Here is a 14181-nt window from a genome sequence, read left to right as displayed (position 1 = left end):
ATCGTTAAAAATAAATCTTGATGGAAAATAATCATGAAAAAAGTTATTATTGCTGGAAATGGACCAAGTTTAAAAGAAATTGATTATTCAAGACTGCCAAATGATTTTGATGTATTTAGATGCAATCAATTTTATTTTGAAGATAAATACTATCTTGGTAAAAAATGCAAAGCAGTATTTTACAATCCTAGTCTTTTTTTTGAACAATACTACACTTTAAAACATTTAATCCAAAATCAAGAATATGAGACCGAACTAATCATGTGTTCTAATTTTAACCAAGCTCATCTAGAAAATCAAAATTTTGTAAAAACTTTTTACGATTATTTTCCTGATGCTCATTTGGGATATGATTTTTTCAAACAACTTAAAGATTTTAATGCTTATTTTAAATTTCACGAAATTTATTTCAATCAAAGAATTACCTCAGGAATCTATATGTGTGCAGTAGCCATAGCCCTAGGATACAAAGAAATTTATCTTTCGGGAATTGATTTTTATCAAAATGGTTCCTCTTATGCTTTTGATACCAAACAAGAAAATCTTTTAAAACTAGCCCCTGATTTTAAAAATCATCGCTCACACTATATCGGACATAGTAAAAATACAGATATAAAAGCTTTAGAATTTCTAGAAAAAACTTACAAAATAAAACTATATTGCTTATGTCCTAACAGTCTTTTAGCAAATTTTATAGAGCTAGCACCAAATTTAAATTCAAATTTTATCATACAAGAAAAAAATAACTGCACTAAAGATATACTCATACCTTCTAGTGAGGCCTATGGAAAATTTTCAAAAAATATTAATTTTAAAAAAATAAAAATTAAAGAAAATATTTATTACAAGTTGATAAAAGATCTATTAAGATTATCTAGTGATATAAAGCATTATTTCAAAGGAAAATAAATGAAAGAAATAAAAATACAAAATATAATCATAAGTGAAGAAAAAGCACCCTTAGTCGTGCCTGAAATAGGCATTAATCATAATGGCAGTTTAGAACTAGCTAAAATTATGGTAGATGCAGCCTTTAGCGCAGGTGCTAAGATTATAAAGCATCAAACCCACATCGTTGAAGATGAGATGAGTAAGGCCGCTAAAAAAGTAATTCCTGGTAATGCAAAAATAAGCATTTATGAGATTATGCAAAAATGTGCTTTAGATTATAAAGATGAGCTAGCACTTAAAGAATACACAGAAAAATTAGGTCTTGTTTATCTTAGCACACCCTTTTCTCGTGCAGGTGCAAACCGCTTGGAAGATATGGGAGTTAGTGCTTTTAAGATTGGTTCAGGCGAGTGTAATAATTATCCGCTTATTAAACACATAGCAGCCTTTAAAAAGCCTATGATAGTTAGCACAGGAATGAATAGCATTGAAAGCATAAAACCAACTGTAAAAATCTTATTAGACAATGAAATTCCCTTTGTTTTAATGCACACGACCAATCTTTACCCAACCCCGCATAATCTTGTAAGATTAAACGCTATGCTTGAATTAAAAAAAGAATTTTCTTGTATGGTAGGCTTAAGCGACCACACAACAGATAATCTTGCGTGTTTAGGTGCGGTTGCACTTGGTGCTTGTGTGCTTGAAAGACATTTTACCGACAGCATGGATAGAAGTGGCCCTGATATAGTTTGTTCTATGGATACAAAGGCTTTAAAAGAGCTAATTATCCAAAGTGAGCAAATGGCTATAATGAGAGGAAATAATGAAAGCAAAAAAGCAGCTAAGCAAGAACAAGTTACAATTGATTTTGCCTTTGCAAGCGTAGTTAGTATTAAAGATATTAAAAAAGGCGAAGTTTTATCTATGGACAATATCTGGGTTAAAAGACCTGGACTTGGTGGAATTAGTGCAGCTGAATTTGAAAATATTTTAGGCAAAAAAGCATTAAGAGATATAGAAAATGATACTCAGTTAAGCTATGAGGATTTTGCGTGAAAAAAATCCTTTTTATAACAGGTACTAGGGCTGATTATTCTAAGATTAAATCTTTAATGTACAGGGTGCAAAACTCAAGCGAATTTGAGCTTTACATCTTTGCAACAGGAATGCACTTAAGCAAAAATTTTGGCTATACAGTTAAAGAGCTTTATAAAAATGGCTTTAAAAATATTTATGAATTTATAAATTATGATAAATATTATCAAACTGATAAGGCTTTAGCCACTACAATTGATGGATTTTCAAGATATGTAAATGAGCTAAAACCTGATTTAATCGTAGTGCATGGAGATAGAATCGAGCCTTTAGCAGCAGCTATTGTTGGAGCATTAAATAATATCTTAGTAGCACACATTGAAGGTGGAGAGATTTCAGGAACTATTGATGATAGCTTACGCCACGCTATATCAAAACTAGCACATATTCATTTAGTAAATGATGAGTTTGCAAAAAGACGTTTAATCCAACTTGGAGAAGATGAAAAATCTATTTTTATTATAGGTTCTCCTGATTTAGAACTTTTAAACGATAATAAAATTTCACTTAATGAAGCAAAAAAATATTATGATATAAATTATGAAAATTATGCTTTACTTATGTTTCATCCTGTTACAACTGAAATTACTAGCATTAAAAATCAAGCAGATAATTTAGTAAAAGCACTGATACAAAGTAACAAAAATTATATTGTTATTTATCCAAATAATGATTTAGGCTTTGAATTAATCTTGCAAAGCTATGAAGAGCTTAAAAACAATCCTAGATTTAAGCTTTTTTCATCGCTTAGATTTGAGTATTTTATAACTTTGTTAAAAAATGCTGATTTTATAATAGGAAATTCAAGTTGTATTTTAAAAGAGGCCTTATACTTAAAAACAGCAGGAATTTTAGTTGGCTCAAGACAAAATGGAAGACTTGGCAATGAAAATACACTAAAAGTTAATGCAAATAGTGATGAAATACTAAAAGCTATTAACACCATTCATAAAAAACAAGATTTATTTAGTGCTAAGTTAGAGATTTTAGATAGCTCAAAATTATTTTTTGAATATTTATTAAGCGGAGAATTTTTTAAACTCAGCACACAAAAAGTTTTTAAGGATATAAAATGAGCTTAGCAATAATTCCTGCTCGTGGTGGCTCAAAGGGTATTAAAAATAAAAATTTAGTTTTATTAAACAATAAACCTTTAATTTATTACACCATTAAAGCTGCACTAAATGCTAACAGCATTAGTAAAGTCGTTGTAAGCAGTGATAGTGATGAAATTTTAAATTATGCAAAAAGCCAAAATGTTGATATTTTAAAACGCCCAATTAGTCTTGCACAAGATGATACTACAAGCGATAAAGTGCTTTTACATGCTCTAAAATTTTACAAAGATTATGAAGATGTAGTTTTTTTACAACCTACTTCGCCGCTAAGAACAAATATTCATATTGATGAGGCTTTTAATCTTTATAAAAAAAGCAATGCAAATGCCCTAATTAGCGTAAGCGAATGTGATAATAAAATTCTAAAAGCCTTTGTTTGTAATGATTGTGGCGATTTAGCAGGGATTTGTAATGATGAATATCCTTTTATACCAAGGCAAAAATTGCCTAAAACTTATATGAGCAATGGTGCAATTTATATTTTAAAGATAAAAGAATTTTTAAACAATCCTAGCTTTTTGCAAAACAAAACCAAGCATTTTTTAATGGACGAAAGCTCAAGTTTAGATATTGACTGTTTGGAGGATTTAAAAAAGGCTGAAAACTTAAATTAAATATTTTTCCATTTAAAATTTTTTAATAATGAAAATAAAGAAAAATGAGGCTTATAATCCAATTTCTTACATAAATCAAATATTTTATGCTTGTTTAAAAGTTTACTATAAATTCCATTGTCATAAAAAGTATTTTTATTCATTCTATTAACTCTCCACATTTCAGAAAACAAATGCAAACAAGGTCTATTTTCATCAAAAGTTTTTTTCTTATCTATAAAATCTCTAGCATTTTTCCATGGAATTTGACAAGTATCCTTATAATCTAAGGCATATTCTTCCAAATCACATTCTTTAACCCATTTAGCTAAAAACCAAGGTCCTATGACTCCCCAAGAAATAGTTTTTTTATTATTTATAATCTTTTTTGCTTCTTCTATAAGCAATCTTCCGAATTCACTTTGTTTTGGAAATTTAAGTAATGAAGTTGTAATTCTAGCTTTGTTAGGATCATCATCAATTTCCTTAGAAAAAATATATTCTTTTTCATGATAATCATAAGGGCTTAAACACACCATATCTAAATCTACCCATACCCCCCCCCTGAGATAGAGTAGATTAAATCTAAAAAAATCTGAAAAAGCAGCCACTCCAGATCCCCTATCGTCTCTAAAATAATTTTTAAAAGAAACAATTTCATTTGCATCTTTTAATTCAAAATCATCAAAAATTTCATTTAATTTATTAAAAATTTTATCATCTAAATTATAAGTATAAAGTATAAATTTATAACCATTATCTATAAAAGATTTTATAGATAAAAACTCCATTAAGCCAATACCTTTATAACCTCTAGGTGTATACCAAAAACTACTAATTTCTTGCTTCATCAATCCTTCTTTGTAAATCAAATTCTTCTTTCTCTAAAACCCCAAACAACTTCTTATGAAAATCATTATTTTTAAAGTTTAAACAAAGTTTTTTTATAAGTTCATTGCTTTTCTTTTTATCTTGATAATTCTGCCATAAAATTTCTTTATTTTTGTTTTCATATCTTCCATTTGGATTAAATTCATAATGATAAATGCAAGTTTTAAAAACAGCTATTTTCTCACAAAACATAAAATAAACATAACAAAAAAGTACATCTTCGCCATAACTTAAACACTCATCTATTTTAATTTTTTCAAAACTTTTTAAGATGACATCTTTTCTAAAACACTTCGCCCAAACCGACCAGCAAAAATGCCTTTGTTTGCTTAGAAATTCTAAAAATTCTTTTTGATTAAAAAACTCATCTTGTTTAAAACGATAAAATTGCTTGGTTTTTACCCTATGTACAAAAGCATCAAAGCAAAGCAAATCAAAACCTTTTTTCATCTCTTTAAGTGCTATTTTACAAGCATCAAGAGTTAAAAAATCATCACTATCTAAAAACATTATAAAATCAGAACTAGAATGCAAAACTCCCAAATTTCTACTTGCAAAAGTGCCCAAATTTTCTTCATTTTGAAAGATTTTTATTCTTGGATCTTTTTTAGCAAATTCTAAAACCATATTTAAACTATTATCTTTACTTTTATCATCGATAATCAAAATTTCAATATCTTTTAAAGTCTGATTTATACAACTTTGCAAAGCTCTTAAGATAAAATCACAAGAATTAAAAAGCGGGATTATGATCGAAAGTTGTGGCATATTTTTCCTAAATTTTGTTAAAATAATAAAAACAATTCTATCAAAGTTTAGGAAATTTATGAAAATTTTTATACATCTTCCCACTTGGTTAGGCGATGCGGTAATGGCTTCACCTGCTTTATACACTATAAAAGAACATTTTAAAGATGCTCAGTTTATCCTTTATGGTTCTTTTGTTTCTACAGCACTTTTTAAAGAATTTCCTAATTCTAAAATCATCATAGAAAATAAACAAACCCGTTATAAACAAGCCCTATCTTTACGCAAAGAATTTGGTAAAATAGATCTTAGCTTTGCTTTTAGATCTGCGTTTTCTTCTAAGATTATCTTGCATATTCTCAAAACAAAACAAAGATATTTTTTTGACAAAAACAAGCACAAAGAAGAACATCAAGTTTTAAAATACCTTTATTTTATAGAAAACTCACTTAGCATAAAAGCTCATTCTAAAGACTTAAAGCTTCCCTTTAAGCTAAAATTTCAAAACCCTCTTATCTTAAAAAATGGTAAAAAAATTCTAGGACTCAACCCTGGTGCAAGCTTTGGAAGTGCAAAAAGATGGGATGCGAGTTATTTTGCTAAAGTGGCTTTAAATTTCAGCCAAAGTCATGAGATTTTAATCTTTGGTGCAGGAAAAGCCGAACAAGAACTTTGTAATGAAATTTATCAAATTTTAAAAGAACAAAACATAAAAGTAAAAAATCTTTGCAATAAAACCACCATCAAAACCCTTTGTCAAAATATCGCTTTTTGCGATCTTTTCATCACAAATGACAGTGGTCCTATGCACATAAGTGCGGTTTATAAGGTAAAAACCGTGGCTATTTTTGGCCCTACGAAATTTACCCAAACTTCACCTTGGCAAAATGAAAATGCAAAATTAGTGCATTTAGATCTAGCTTGTATGCCTTGTATGCAAAAAACCTGCCCTTTAAAACACCACAAATGTATGAAAGATTTAAAGCCTGAAAAAGTGATAGAACAGGCTAAAAATTTACTTAAAAACTCTCATCTATGATCTGACAAAGTGTGTGTATGATTAAAATGTGCATTTCTTGAATTCTAGCTGTATCATCGCTTGGCACAACAAGATTATGATCACAAAGCTTATTCATCATTCCACCACCTTTTCCGCTAAGCCCTAGACAAAGCATATTAAGCTCTTTTGCTTTTTTTAAGGCTTCTAAAACATTAGGGCTTTTTCCACTGGTTGAAATGCCAATTAAAACATCATTTTCGTTTCCTAAAGCCTCTACTTGTCTTGAAAAAACAAATTCAAAACCATAGTCATTTCCTATAGCACTAAGTGCTGAAGTATCGGTTGTAAGTGCTATGCCTGCTAAAGCCTTGCGTTCTTTTTTATAACGCCCGCTAAGTTCAGCCGCAAAATGCTGAGCATCAGCCGCACTTCCACCGTTTCCGCAAATTAAAATTTTACCACCTTTTTTAAGACACTCACACAAAAGCTCACCTACTTTAGCGATTTGTCCTTTTAAAATTTCGCTTGCTTGAACAATTTTTTGATGTTCTTGCCATTCTTTTTCCACTAAATTTATCATTTTTTATCCTTAATCTTTTCTATGATCTTACTTGTACTAAATCCTTCTTCAAAGTCAATTAATTCAACCCTTGAAACGATATCTGCACCCACAACAAGTTTATCTTTATAATCAGCTCCTTTAACCAAAATATCAGGCTTTAAAAAGCTTATAAGTTCTAAAGGCGTGTCTTCATCAAAAATCACTACAAAATCCACAAAATAAAAAGCTGCCAACATACAAGCTCTTTGAAATTCTGAATTTACAGGACGACTCTCGCCTTTGAGTCTTTTCACACTCGCATCTGAGTTCAAACCTACAATCAAAACATCACCCAATCTTTTAGCTTTTTCAAGGTATTTTATATGTCCAAAATGCACTATATCAAAACAACCATTTGTAAAAACAATCTTTTTATCATTTTGTTTTAAAAGTACCAAAAGTTCTTCTTTGCTTTTGATTTTTTTCTCAAAATCCACGCGCTTAAAACTTTTAATCTCATCAAAACTCACACTCACGCTACCTATTTTACTTACCACAACAGCTGCAGCTTCATTGGCAAGTTCGCAAGCTTTAAAAATTTCAATTTCATTTGCCAAACAAAAAGCCAAAACTGCGATTACACTATCGCCCGCTCCTGTTACATCATAAACCTCTAAGGCTTTAGCAGGTGCGATTTTCAAACCCTCATCAAAAAGTGCAATTCCAGCTTCTGAAAGAGTGATGATAGAATAACGCAAAGAAAAATCTTCTTTTAATTTTTTGATGCCTTTTTCTAAATTTTCACCCTCTAAATTTTCAAATTTCAAAGCCTCTAAAGCTTCTTTTTTATTAGGTGTAAGTAAAGTTGCACCACTGTATTTGTTAAAATCACTCCCCTTAGGATCAACCAAAACAGGGATATTTAAAACCTTAGCCTTTTCTATCACAGCCTTACAAACTTTAGGGGTTAAAACACCTTTGGCATAATCGCTTAAAACCACAGCCTTAAAGTCTTTAATCTTTTCATCAAACAAAGCTATAAGCTCATTTTCAAGCAAAATCTCACTTATATCTTCTTCATCCAGTCTTAAAACCTGCTGATTATGCGCCATAATACGATTTTTAAAAGGAGTTTTGCGTCCTTTTTGGATCAAAAATTCTCCTTTTAAATTTTCTTGTAAAAATTTCCCACTCTCATCATCGCCCACAACACCAAGTGCAAAAACATCAGCACCTAAACTTTTCAAATTTGCATAAACATTCGCAGCCCCGCCTAATCTTTTATCTTCTTTAAGAGTTTTAGCTATTAAAACAGGGGCTTCAGGGCTGATACGCGAACAATCACACCAAGTGTAATTATCCACCATAAAATCCCCTATAATCAAAATTTTAGGTTTTTGCTGGCTTAAAAACTCAAGCATTTACTTCCTTTTCAAAAAGTCTTTTTATCTCGCCTAAATAATCTTTTATACCCTCTTCAAGGCTAAAATTTGGCCAATAATCCCAAGTTTGATCTAACTTTGCTTCAGTATGAAACTGATAAGATTTTACATAAGGATTTGGGATATATTCGCAAGGCAAATCAGTCTTTAACTCTTTTTGCAAAATATCAACTATATCTTGAAAAGTCCTTGCTTTACCACTGCCTACATTATAAACTCCACATTTTGAATCAAGGGCAATGAAATTGGCATTAATAACATCTTTAATATAAGTAAAATCTCTATAAATTTGATCACTTCCTTCAAACAAGCGTGGATTTTTTCCTGCTAAAATTTGATGACCAAATTGTAAAACCATAGAAGCGGTTTTGTTTTTATAAAATTCGCCTTTTCCATAAACATTAAAATATCTAAGTCCTACCAAATGAGCTTTATCGTAGTATTTTTTCGCTAGCTTATCCATCATCAATTTTGAAAAAGCATAAGGATTTTTTGGTTCTTCATCTTTACCTACAGTTTGTGGACTTTTTGCATCACCATAAACCGAAGCTGAACTTGCATAAATAAGCTTTGCATTAAGATCTATGCTAAGTTCTATAAAATCTTTAAAAGTATTTAAATTAGTTTGTATAACCTTGGTTTGATCAAAAACTGTAGTATCTGAAATTGCCGCTTGATGAAAAATAATCTCTGGCTTAAAATCTTTAATCTTTTTTAAAACTTTTTCATCGTTAATATCACCTGTAAAAAGTTCTCCATCAAATTCAAGTAAATTTTTAAAATGCCCAAAACTTTGTAAATTTCCATTTTCAAAAGTCGCACTACTACGCATTTTATCGATGATTAAAATTTCATGTTTTTCTTGCAAATTTAAAGCCAGTTGCGAGCCTATAAATCCTGCACCACCTGTAATTGCTATTTTCATTTAAATGTCCTTTTCTTTAAAAAAGCTCAAAATTTCTTTTAAATTTTTGCATTGCTTAAAAAAATCGCCTTCTTTTTTTTCTTCATTTACTAAAATCAAAGTGCCAATATCAGCATTTAACCCTGCTTGCATATCGCTTAGATTATCTCCGATAAAAATAGAATTTTTCATATCTAAATTAAACTCATCTTTTGCTTTTAAAAGCATTCCTGCTTTAGGTTTGCGACATTCACAACCTTCTAAATGCGGACAATGATAAATTTTATCAATTTTTATACCTTGTTTAGCAAATTCTTTAAGCATATAATCACAAAGCTTAAAAAAATCACTTTCTTTATAATATCCTCTTGCAATGCCTGATTGGTTTGTCGCTATAAAAAGCAAATAATTTCTAGCCAAAAAATATCTACAAAGTTCAAAAATTCCATCACAAAATTCGAAATCTTCTATTTTATAGACATATTTTTTATCTATATTAATCACACCGTCTCTATCTAAAAATAATGCTTTTGTTTTCATAAAAACATTATAATATAGCTTTTTTAAAAAGAAAATAAACATTATCTTTAATTTCTTAAGATTTTTATTAAAAATAAAGATATATAATACCTAGCAATCTAATTTTTACTAAGGAGAAAACAAATGAAAAAATTATTAGTAGTTTCTGCTTTGGCATGTCTTGGCGTTTCTGCTTTTGCTGCAGATGGTGCTACACTTTTTAAAAAATGTGCAGTATGTCATGGTGCAAATGCTGACAAAGTTTACTTAAACAAAGTTCCAGCTTTAAAAACTCTTTCTTCTGCTGAAAGACTTCAATACATGAAAGAATATTCAGAAGGCAAAAGAAATGCTTATGGTCAAGGTGCGATCATGAAACTTAACCTTAAAGGTTTAACTGAAGAAGATTTTAAAGCTATCGAAGCTCATATTGAAACTTTAAAATAATTTCTAAAAAAGGCTTTCCTTTTTAAGAAAGCCTTTTTTTATCCAAAGCTTCTTTTTTACGCCTTTCTAATTCTATAGCATCACGCAAAGAATTCTCATCATCATTTAAAGTAGTAAATTTATAATCATCATCAAATTGCTTATTTTTAATCCCCCAAAGTAAAGTTGCCAAAATGATAAAAAACGCTAAGATAGAAACTCCTATCATCATCATGATTATACTATTCATTCTTTGATCCTTAAAGCATTTAAAACGACTATTATACTACTAAAAGACATAGAAATAGCAGCAAATAAAGGATTTATCATACCCAAAAAAGCCAAAGGTATGGTACAAGCATTATAAAACAAAGAAAAAGCAAGATTTTGCTTGATAATTTTAAAGGTATTTTTAGATAATTTGATGGCTTTTTTTAAAGAAAGCAAGTCATTTTTCAAAAGTAAAACATCACTACTTTCTATAGCTAGATCACTTCCTTCTCTTAAAGTCATCGAAACACTTGCGTATTTTAAAGCTAGTGCGTCATTTACCCCATCACCTACAAATAAAACTTTGTAATTTTTGCTTAAATTTTCTATAGTTTTCATCTTATCTTCAGGCAAACAAGAAGCTTGATAATTTTGAATTTCTAATTTTCTAGCTATTTTTTCCACTGCTTTTTGATGATCACCACTAAGTATTATTAATTCTTTTTTTTCTTTTTTAAGATAAGCAATAAGCTCTTTTGCACCTTCTCTTAAAACACTATCAAACTCAAAAAAAGCTAAAATTTTACCTTCCTTGGCAAAAATAAAATGTGTATTATCAAATTCTTTAGTTGCAATACCCTTTTCTTGCAAAAATTTAGAACTTCCGCCTAAAAGCAACCCTTCGTTTAACTCAGCACTTAAACCTTTAGCTTGAATGCTTGAAAGTTTTTTAAAATCCAAATTTAAATCCTTAGCTCCTTTTTGCTTTAAATACGACGCAATATTTTGAGAGATAGGATGTTTAGAAAGTTTTACAAAATTATAAAGCTCATTTAAATCAAGCGCTTTATCTAAAAAAACCTCTTTAAGTTCAAGCTCTATTTTAGTTAAAATACCCGTTTTATCAAATACCACGCAATCACATTTACTTAAATCTTCTATCACGCTAGAACTTTTAAATAAAATATGTTTTTTCAAAGCTCTACCTAAAGCTACAAGATTGCTCACGGGCGTTGCTAAAGCCAAAGCACAAGGACAAGCGATAATCAAAACCGCAATCGCATTGACTAAAGAAATTTCAAAACTCGCTTCCTTGTAAAAAAACCAAAAAGCAAAACAAATAAAAGCAATCAATAAAACCGTTCTGGAAAAATAAACCGAAAGACTATTAACCAAACTTTCAAGTTTTGCTTTTTTAGAACTTGCAAGTTCTAAAAGCTGGATAATTTGACTGAGTTTTGAATCTTTGTAAAGCTTTGTTGCTTCATACTCCACACTTCCATCAAGCACTATACAAGCTGAAAAAATTTCATCTTCTTTTTGTATGAGTTTTGGGATATTTTCTCCATTTAAAGAAGAGGTATCCACGCTCATTTCACCACTTTTACAAATCCCATCGATTAAAATTTTATCTCCAGTTTTAAGCAAAATTCTATCCCCTAAACAAACCTTTTGCACTTCTTTAGGAGCAAATTCTTTACCATTGAAAACTAAAACTTCATTTTGTAAAAAATCATTAAGCCCATCTATGGTATCTAATGCACGCTTTTTGCTAAACATCTCAAGATATTTACCTATAAAAACAAAGCAAATTATCATCGCCACAGAGTCAAAATACACTTCCCCTACCCTAAAAAACATGGCCCATAAAGAATAAACATAAGCCAAACTCGCTCCGCTAATCACCAATACATCCATATTTAAACTATGCATTTTTAAAGTTTTAAAAGCACTTTTATAAAAATGAGATCCCGTATAAAAAAGCACAGGAGAACAAAGGATAAATTCAGCAAAATTTAAAATATCCTTAGTGTCCTTATCCATACCGCTAAAAAATCCTGCGTATTTTGCCACTGCTATCCACATGATATTCATCACACAAGCTATAGCCACAACAAGCTTAGAATAAAATTCCCTTTTTAGTAAATCCGCTTTTTTTGAAGCCTTGCTCGCATCATAAGCACTCGCTTTATAGCCTATGCTTTCAATAAGTCTTAAAATTTGCACCAAAGAAATACTTTGCTCATCAAAAACAATGCGTGCTTTATGGTTTAAATGATTAATATCAAGTTCTAAAATTCCTTCTTGTTTGGTTAAAATTTTCTCATTAAGCCACACACAAGCTGCACATTCTATACCGTGTATCATGAGATAAATTTCACTAAATCCTTCTTTGGTTTTAGTGATAAACTCATCATAATTTTTCATTTCATTTTGAAAATTTACAGGGCTTAAAGTTTGATTTCCAAGCTTTTCATAAAACTCATCTAATCCACTTTCATGCAAAATTTCCCAAACGCTCTCACAACCTTTACAACAAAAAAATTTACCCTTATACTCTATCATTTGGGCTTGTTTATAATCAAGTTTGCAATGTTCACATTTCATAATCATTCTTTAAAAAAATATTTTTTATAATTATAAACAAATTTGACAAAAAGTGCATTTTTTTATTAAAATCACATTTTACAAAAATTATTCTGCTAAATCTTACGAGGACTTATGGAAAAAGAAAAAAAACAACATCAAAGAACCCACGTTCCAGTGGAAGGTTATAAAATCGAAGAATTAAAATTATTAGATTTAGAAAATCTAGTTAAAATCGCTAATGAATGTGAAATCGAAAATCCAAGAGAATTTCGCCGCCAAGAACTTATTTTTGAAATTTTAAAAGCACAAACAAAAAAAGGCGGTTTCATACTTTTTACAGGGATTTTAGAAATTTCTTCTGAAGGTTATGGCTTTTTAAGAGGCATGGACTCTAATCTTAGCGATAGTGTTAATGACGCTTATGTTTCAAATTCACAAATTAGAAAATTTGCTCTGCGTGTAGGCGACATCGTTACAGGACAAGTTAGAGAACCAAAAGATCAAGAAAAATACTACGCTCTTTTAAAAATCGAAGCGATCAATTATCTGCCTTTGCAAGAAGCCAAAGAAAGACCTTTGTTTGATAACTTAACCCCTATTTTTCCAACAGAAAAAATCAAACTCGAATACGATGCGATGAAGCTTACAGGCCGTGTTTTAGATCTTTTTACCCCTATAGGAAAAGGACAACGCGGACTCATCGTTGCTCCACCACGCACAGGTAAAACAGAACTTATGAAAGAACTTGCTACTGCCATTGCAAAAAACCATCCTGAAATGCATTTAATCGTGCTTTTAGTTGATGAAAGACCTGAAGAAGTTACCGATATGCAAAGATGTGTAAAAGGCGAAGTTTTTAGTTCTACTTTTGATTTACCTGCTTATAATCACGTGCGTGTAGCTGAACTCGTGATAGAAAAAGCCAAAAGAATGGTAGAAACAGGTAAAGATGTTATTATCTTACTTGATAGCATCACAAGACTGGCGCGTGCTTATAACACCGCAACTCCAAGCAGTGGAAAAGTCCTAAGCGGTGGGGTAGATGCTAATGCTCTGCACAAACCAAAACGCTTCTTTGGTGCAGCTAGAAATATAGAAAATGGAGGCTCTTTAACCATAGTTGCTACAGCTTTAATTGACACAGGTTCAAGAATGGATGATGTGATTTTTGAAGAATTTAAAGGCACAGGAAATAGCGAAATAGTTCTTGATAGAAATATCGCTGATAGAAGAATTTATCCTGCGATTAATATCATCAAATCAGGAACAAGAAAAGAAGAATTACTCCAAGGCGTAGCAAATCTTCAAAAAATTTGGGCAATCCGTTCAGCGATTTCTCAAATGGATGATGTTGAGGCGTTGAAATTTTTATATTCTAAAATGCTTAAAACCAAAGACAATGTAGAACTTTTATCTATAATGAACGAGTAA

Annotated in this window: 15 protein-coding genes; 7 read left to right on the top strand and 8 right to left on the bottom strand. The window is 30.3% G+C overall.

Going from position 1 to position 14181, the window contains the following annotated elements:
* The first annotated feature begins 33 nt into the window (after positions 1–33).
* The 4 genes from ELQ04_RS00875 to ELQ04_RS00860 are packed head-to-tail and all read left to right on the top strand — an operon-like array spanning position 34 to position 3721.
* Positions 34–909, top strand: coding sequence for an alpha-2,3-sialyltransferase (locus ELQ04_RS00875; RefSeq protein ID WP_134224418.1), 876 nt, complete (start codon positions 34–36; stop codon positions 907–909).
* Entirely contained in the window at positions 910–1950 is a 1041-nt protein-coding gene (gene neuB, locus ELQ04_RS00870) for an N-acetylneuraminate synthase (RefSeq protein ID WP_002937322.1), read from the top strand.
* Entirely contained in the window at positions 1947–3065 is a 1119-nt protein-coding gene (neuC, locus tag ELQ04_RS00865; protein ID WP_002937320.1) for a UDP-N-acetylglucosamine 2-epimerase, read from the top strand. The genes neuB and neuC overlap by 4 nt, the downstream gene beginning before the upstream one ends.
* A complete protein-coding gene (locus ELQ04_RS00860; protein WP_002937317.1) occupies positions 3062–3721 on the top strand; it encodes an acylneuraminate cytidylyltransferase family protein in 660 nt (219 codons plus the stop codon). Before neuC ends, ELQ04_RS00860 begins: the two co-directional genes overlap by 4 nt.
* Here the strand turns inward: ELQ04_RS00860 and ELQ04_RS00855 are convergent.
* Entirely contained in the window at positions 3718–4551 is an 834-nt protein-coding gene (locus tag ELQ04_RS00855; protein WP_002937315.1) for a glycosyltransferase, read from the bottom strand. The two genes, ELQ04_RS00860 and ELQ04_RS00855, sit on opposite strands and share 4 nt — an antisense overlap.
* Positions 4535–5359, bottom strand: a complete 825-nt coding sequence (locus tag ELQ04_RS00850; RefSeq protein ID WP_044778011.1) for a glycosyltransferase family 2 protein — start codon at positions 5357–5359, stop codon at positions 4535–4537. The genes ELQ04_RS00855 and ELQ04_RS00850 overlap by 17 nt, the downstream gene beginning before the upstream one ends.
* Positions 5360–5417: 58 nt before the next feature.
* On the opposite strand from ELQ04_RS00850, the gene waaF reads away from it, so the two are divergent.
* Positions 5418–6377 (top strand): lipopolysaccharide heptosyltransferase II, encoded by a 960-nt coding sequence (gene waaF / locus ELQ04_RS00845; RefSeq protein WP_002937307.1) that lies wholly within the window; start codon positions 5418–5420, stop codon positions 6375–6377.
* Here waaF and gmhA read toward each other — a convergent pair.
* From gmhA to gmhB, 4 genes are read right to left on the bottom strand one after another with little or no spacing between them, the layout of a single operon-like run.
* Positions 6358–6918 carry a D-sedoheptulose 7-phosphate isomerase gene (gmhA, locus tag ELQ04_RS00840; protein ID WP_002881439.1) on the bottom strand — a complete coding sequence of 187 codons (561 nt, stop codon included), beginning with the start codon at positions 6916–6918 and terminating at the stop codon, positions 6358–6360. The genes waaF and gmhA overlap by 20 nt on opposite strands.
* Complete coding sequence (gene rfaE1, locus ELQ04_RS00835; protein ID WP_002937305.1) at positions 6915–8300, bottom strand: D-glycero-beta-D-manno-heptose-7-phosphate kinase; 1386 nt, start codon at positions 8298–8300, stop codon at positions 6915–6917. Before rfaE1 ends, gmhA begins: the two co-directional genes overlap by 4 nt.
* Complete coding sequence (gene rfaD / locus ELQ04_RS00830; RefSeq protein WP_002937302.1) at positions 8293–9246, bottom strand: ADP-glyceromanno-heptose 6-epimerase; 954 nt, start codon at positions 9244–9246, stop codon at positions 8293–8295. The genes rfaE1 and rfaD overlap by 8 nt, the downstream gene beginning before the upstream one ends.
* On the bottom strand, positions 9247–9807 hold the full coding sequence (gmhB, locus tag ELQ04_RS00825) for a D-glycero-alpha-D-manno-heptose-1,7-bisphosphate 7-phosphatase (protein ID WP_002937300.1): 561 nt from the start codon (positions 9805–9807) through the stop codon (positions 9247–9249).
* A gap of 81 nt (positions 9808–9888) precedes the next feature.
* On the opposite strand from gmhB, the gene ELQ04_RS00820 reads away from it, so the two are divergent.
* Complete coding sequence (locus ELQ04_RS00820) at positions 9889–10191, top strand: cytochrome c (protein ID WP_002852762.1); 303 nt, start codon at positions 9889–9891, stop codon at positions 10189–10191.
* A 22-nt stretch (positions 10192–10213) separates the two neighbouring features.
* Here the strand turns inward: ELQ04_RS00820 and ccoS are convergent, their stop codons facing one another.
* Together ccoS and ELQ04_RS00810 are read right to left on the bottom strand one after the other, a co-directional pair.
* On the bottom strand, positions 10214–10420 hold the full coding sequence (gene ccoS, locus ELQ04_RS00815; protein ID WP_002937295.1) for a cbb3-type cytochrome oxidase assembly protein CcoS: 207 nt from the start codon (positions 10418–10420) through the stop codon (positions 10214–10216).
* Complete coding sequence (locus tag ELQ04_RS00810) at positions 10417–12774, bottom strand: heavy metal translocating P-type ATPase (protein WP_079264661.1); 2358 nt, start codon at positions 12772–12774, stop codon at positions 10417–10419. Before ELQ04_RS00810 ends, ccoS begins: the two co-directional genes overlap by 4 nt.
* Positions 12775–12882: 108 nt before the next feature.
* Here ELQ04_RS00810 and rho point away from each other — a divergent pair, with 108 nt between their 5' ends.
* The gene (gene rho / locus ELQ04_RS00805; protein ID WP_002853705.1) at positions 12883–14181 is read left to right on the top strand and encodes a transcription termination factor Rho; all 1299 of its coding nucleotides are present in this window, start codon (positions 12883–12885) and stop codon (positions 14179–14181) included.

Origin of the sequence: Campylobacter sp. CH278 (assembly GCF_004378845.1) — a bacterium.
Taxonomy (GTDB): Bacteria; Campylobacterota; Campylobacteria; order Campylobacterales; family Campylobacteraceae; genus Campylobacter_D; species Campylobacter_D jejuni.
Note: the sequence above shows the minus strand (reverse complement) of the source record. Positions and strands in the feature narration are given on the sequence as shown.

Bases quoted from the DNA above. Each gene is read 5' to 3' on its own strand.
- ELQ04_RS00855 (WP_002937315.1), bottom strand. From the start codon at position 4,551: ATGAAGCAAGAAATTAGTAGTTTTTGGTATACACCTAGAGGTTATAAA.
- gmhA (WP_002881439.1), bottom strand. From the start codon at position 6,918: ATGATAAATTTAGTGGAAAAAGAATGGCAAGAACATCAAAAAATTGTT.
- gmhB (WP_002937300.1), bottom strand. From the start codon at position 9,807: ATGTTTATTTTCTTTTTAAAAAAGCTATATTATAATGTTTTTATGAAA.
- ELQ04_RS00875 (WP_134224418.1), top strand. From the start codon at position 34: ATGAAAAAAGTTATTATTGCTGGAAATGGACCAAGTTTAAAAGAAATT.
- rfaD (WP_002937302.1), bottom strand. From the start codon at position 9,246: ATGAAAATAGCAATTACAGGTGGTGCAGGATTTATAGGCTCGCAACTG.
- ELQ04_RS00810 (WP_079264661.1), bottom strand. From the start codon at position 12,774: ATGATTATGAAATGTGAACATTGCAAACTTGATTATAAACAAGCCCAA.
- rho (WP_002853705.1), top strand. From the start codon at position 12,883: ATGGAAAAAGAAAAAAAACAACATCAAAGAACCCACGTTCCAGTGGAA.
- ELQ04_RS00850 (WP_044778011.1), bottom strand. From the start codon at position 5,359: ATGCCACAACTTTCGATCATAATCCCGCTTTTTAATTCTTGTGATTTT.
- neuB (WP_002937322.1), top strand. From the start codon at position 910: ATGAAAGAAATAAAAATACAAAATATAATCATAAGTGAAGAAAAAGCA.
- ccoS (WP_002937295.1), bottom strand. From the start codon at position 10,420: ATGAATAGTATAATCATGATGATGATAGGAGTTTCTATCTTAGCGTTT.
- ELQ04_RS00860 (WP_002937317.1), top strand. From the start codon at position 3,062: ATGAGCTTAGCAATAATTCCTGCTCGTGGTGGCTCAAAGGGTATTAAA.
- ELQ04_RS00820 (WP_002852762.1), top strand. From the start codon at position 9,889: ATGAAAAAATTATTAGTAGTTTCTGCTTTGGCATGTCTTGGCGTTTCT.
- rfaE1 (WP_002937305.1), bottom strand. From the start codon at position 8,300: ATGCTTGAGTTTTTAAGCCAGCAAAAACCTAAAATTTTGATTATAGGG.
- waaF (WP_002937307.1), top strand. From the start codon at position 5,418: ATGAAAATTTTTATACATCTTCCCACTTGGTTAGGCGATGCGGTAATG.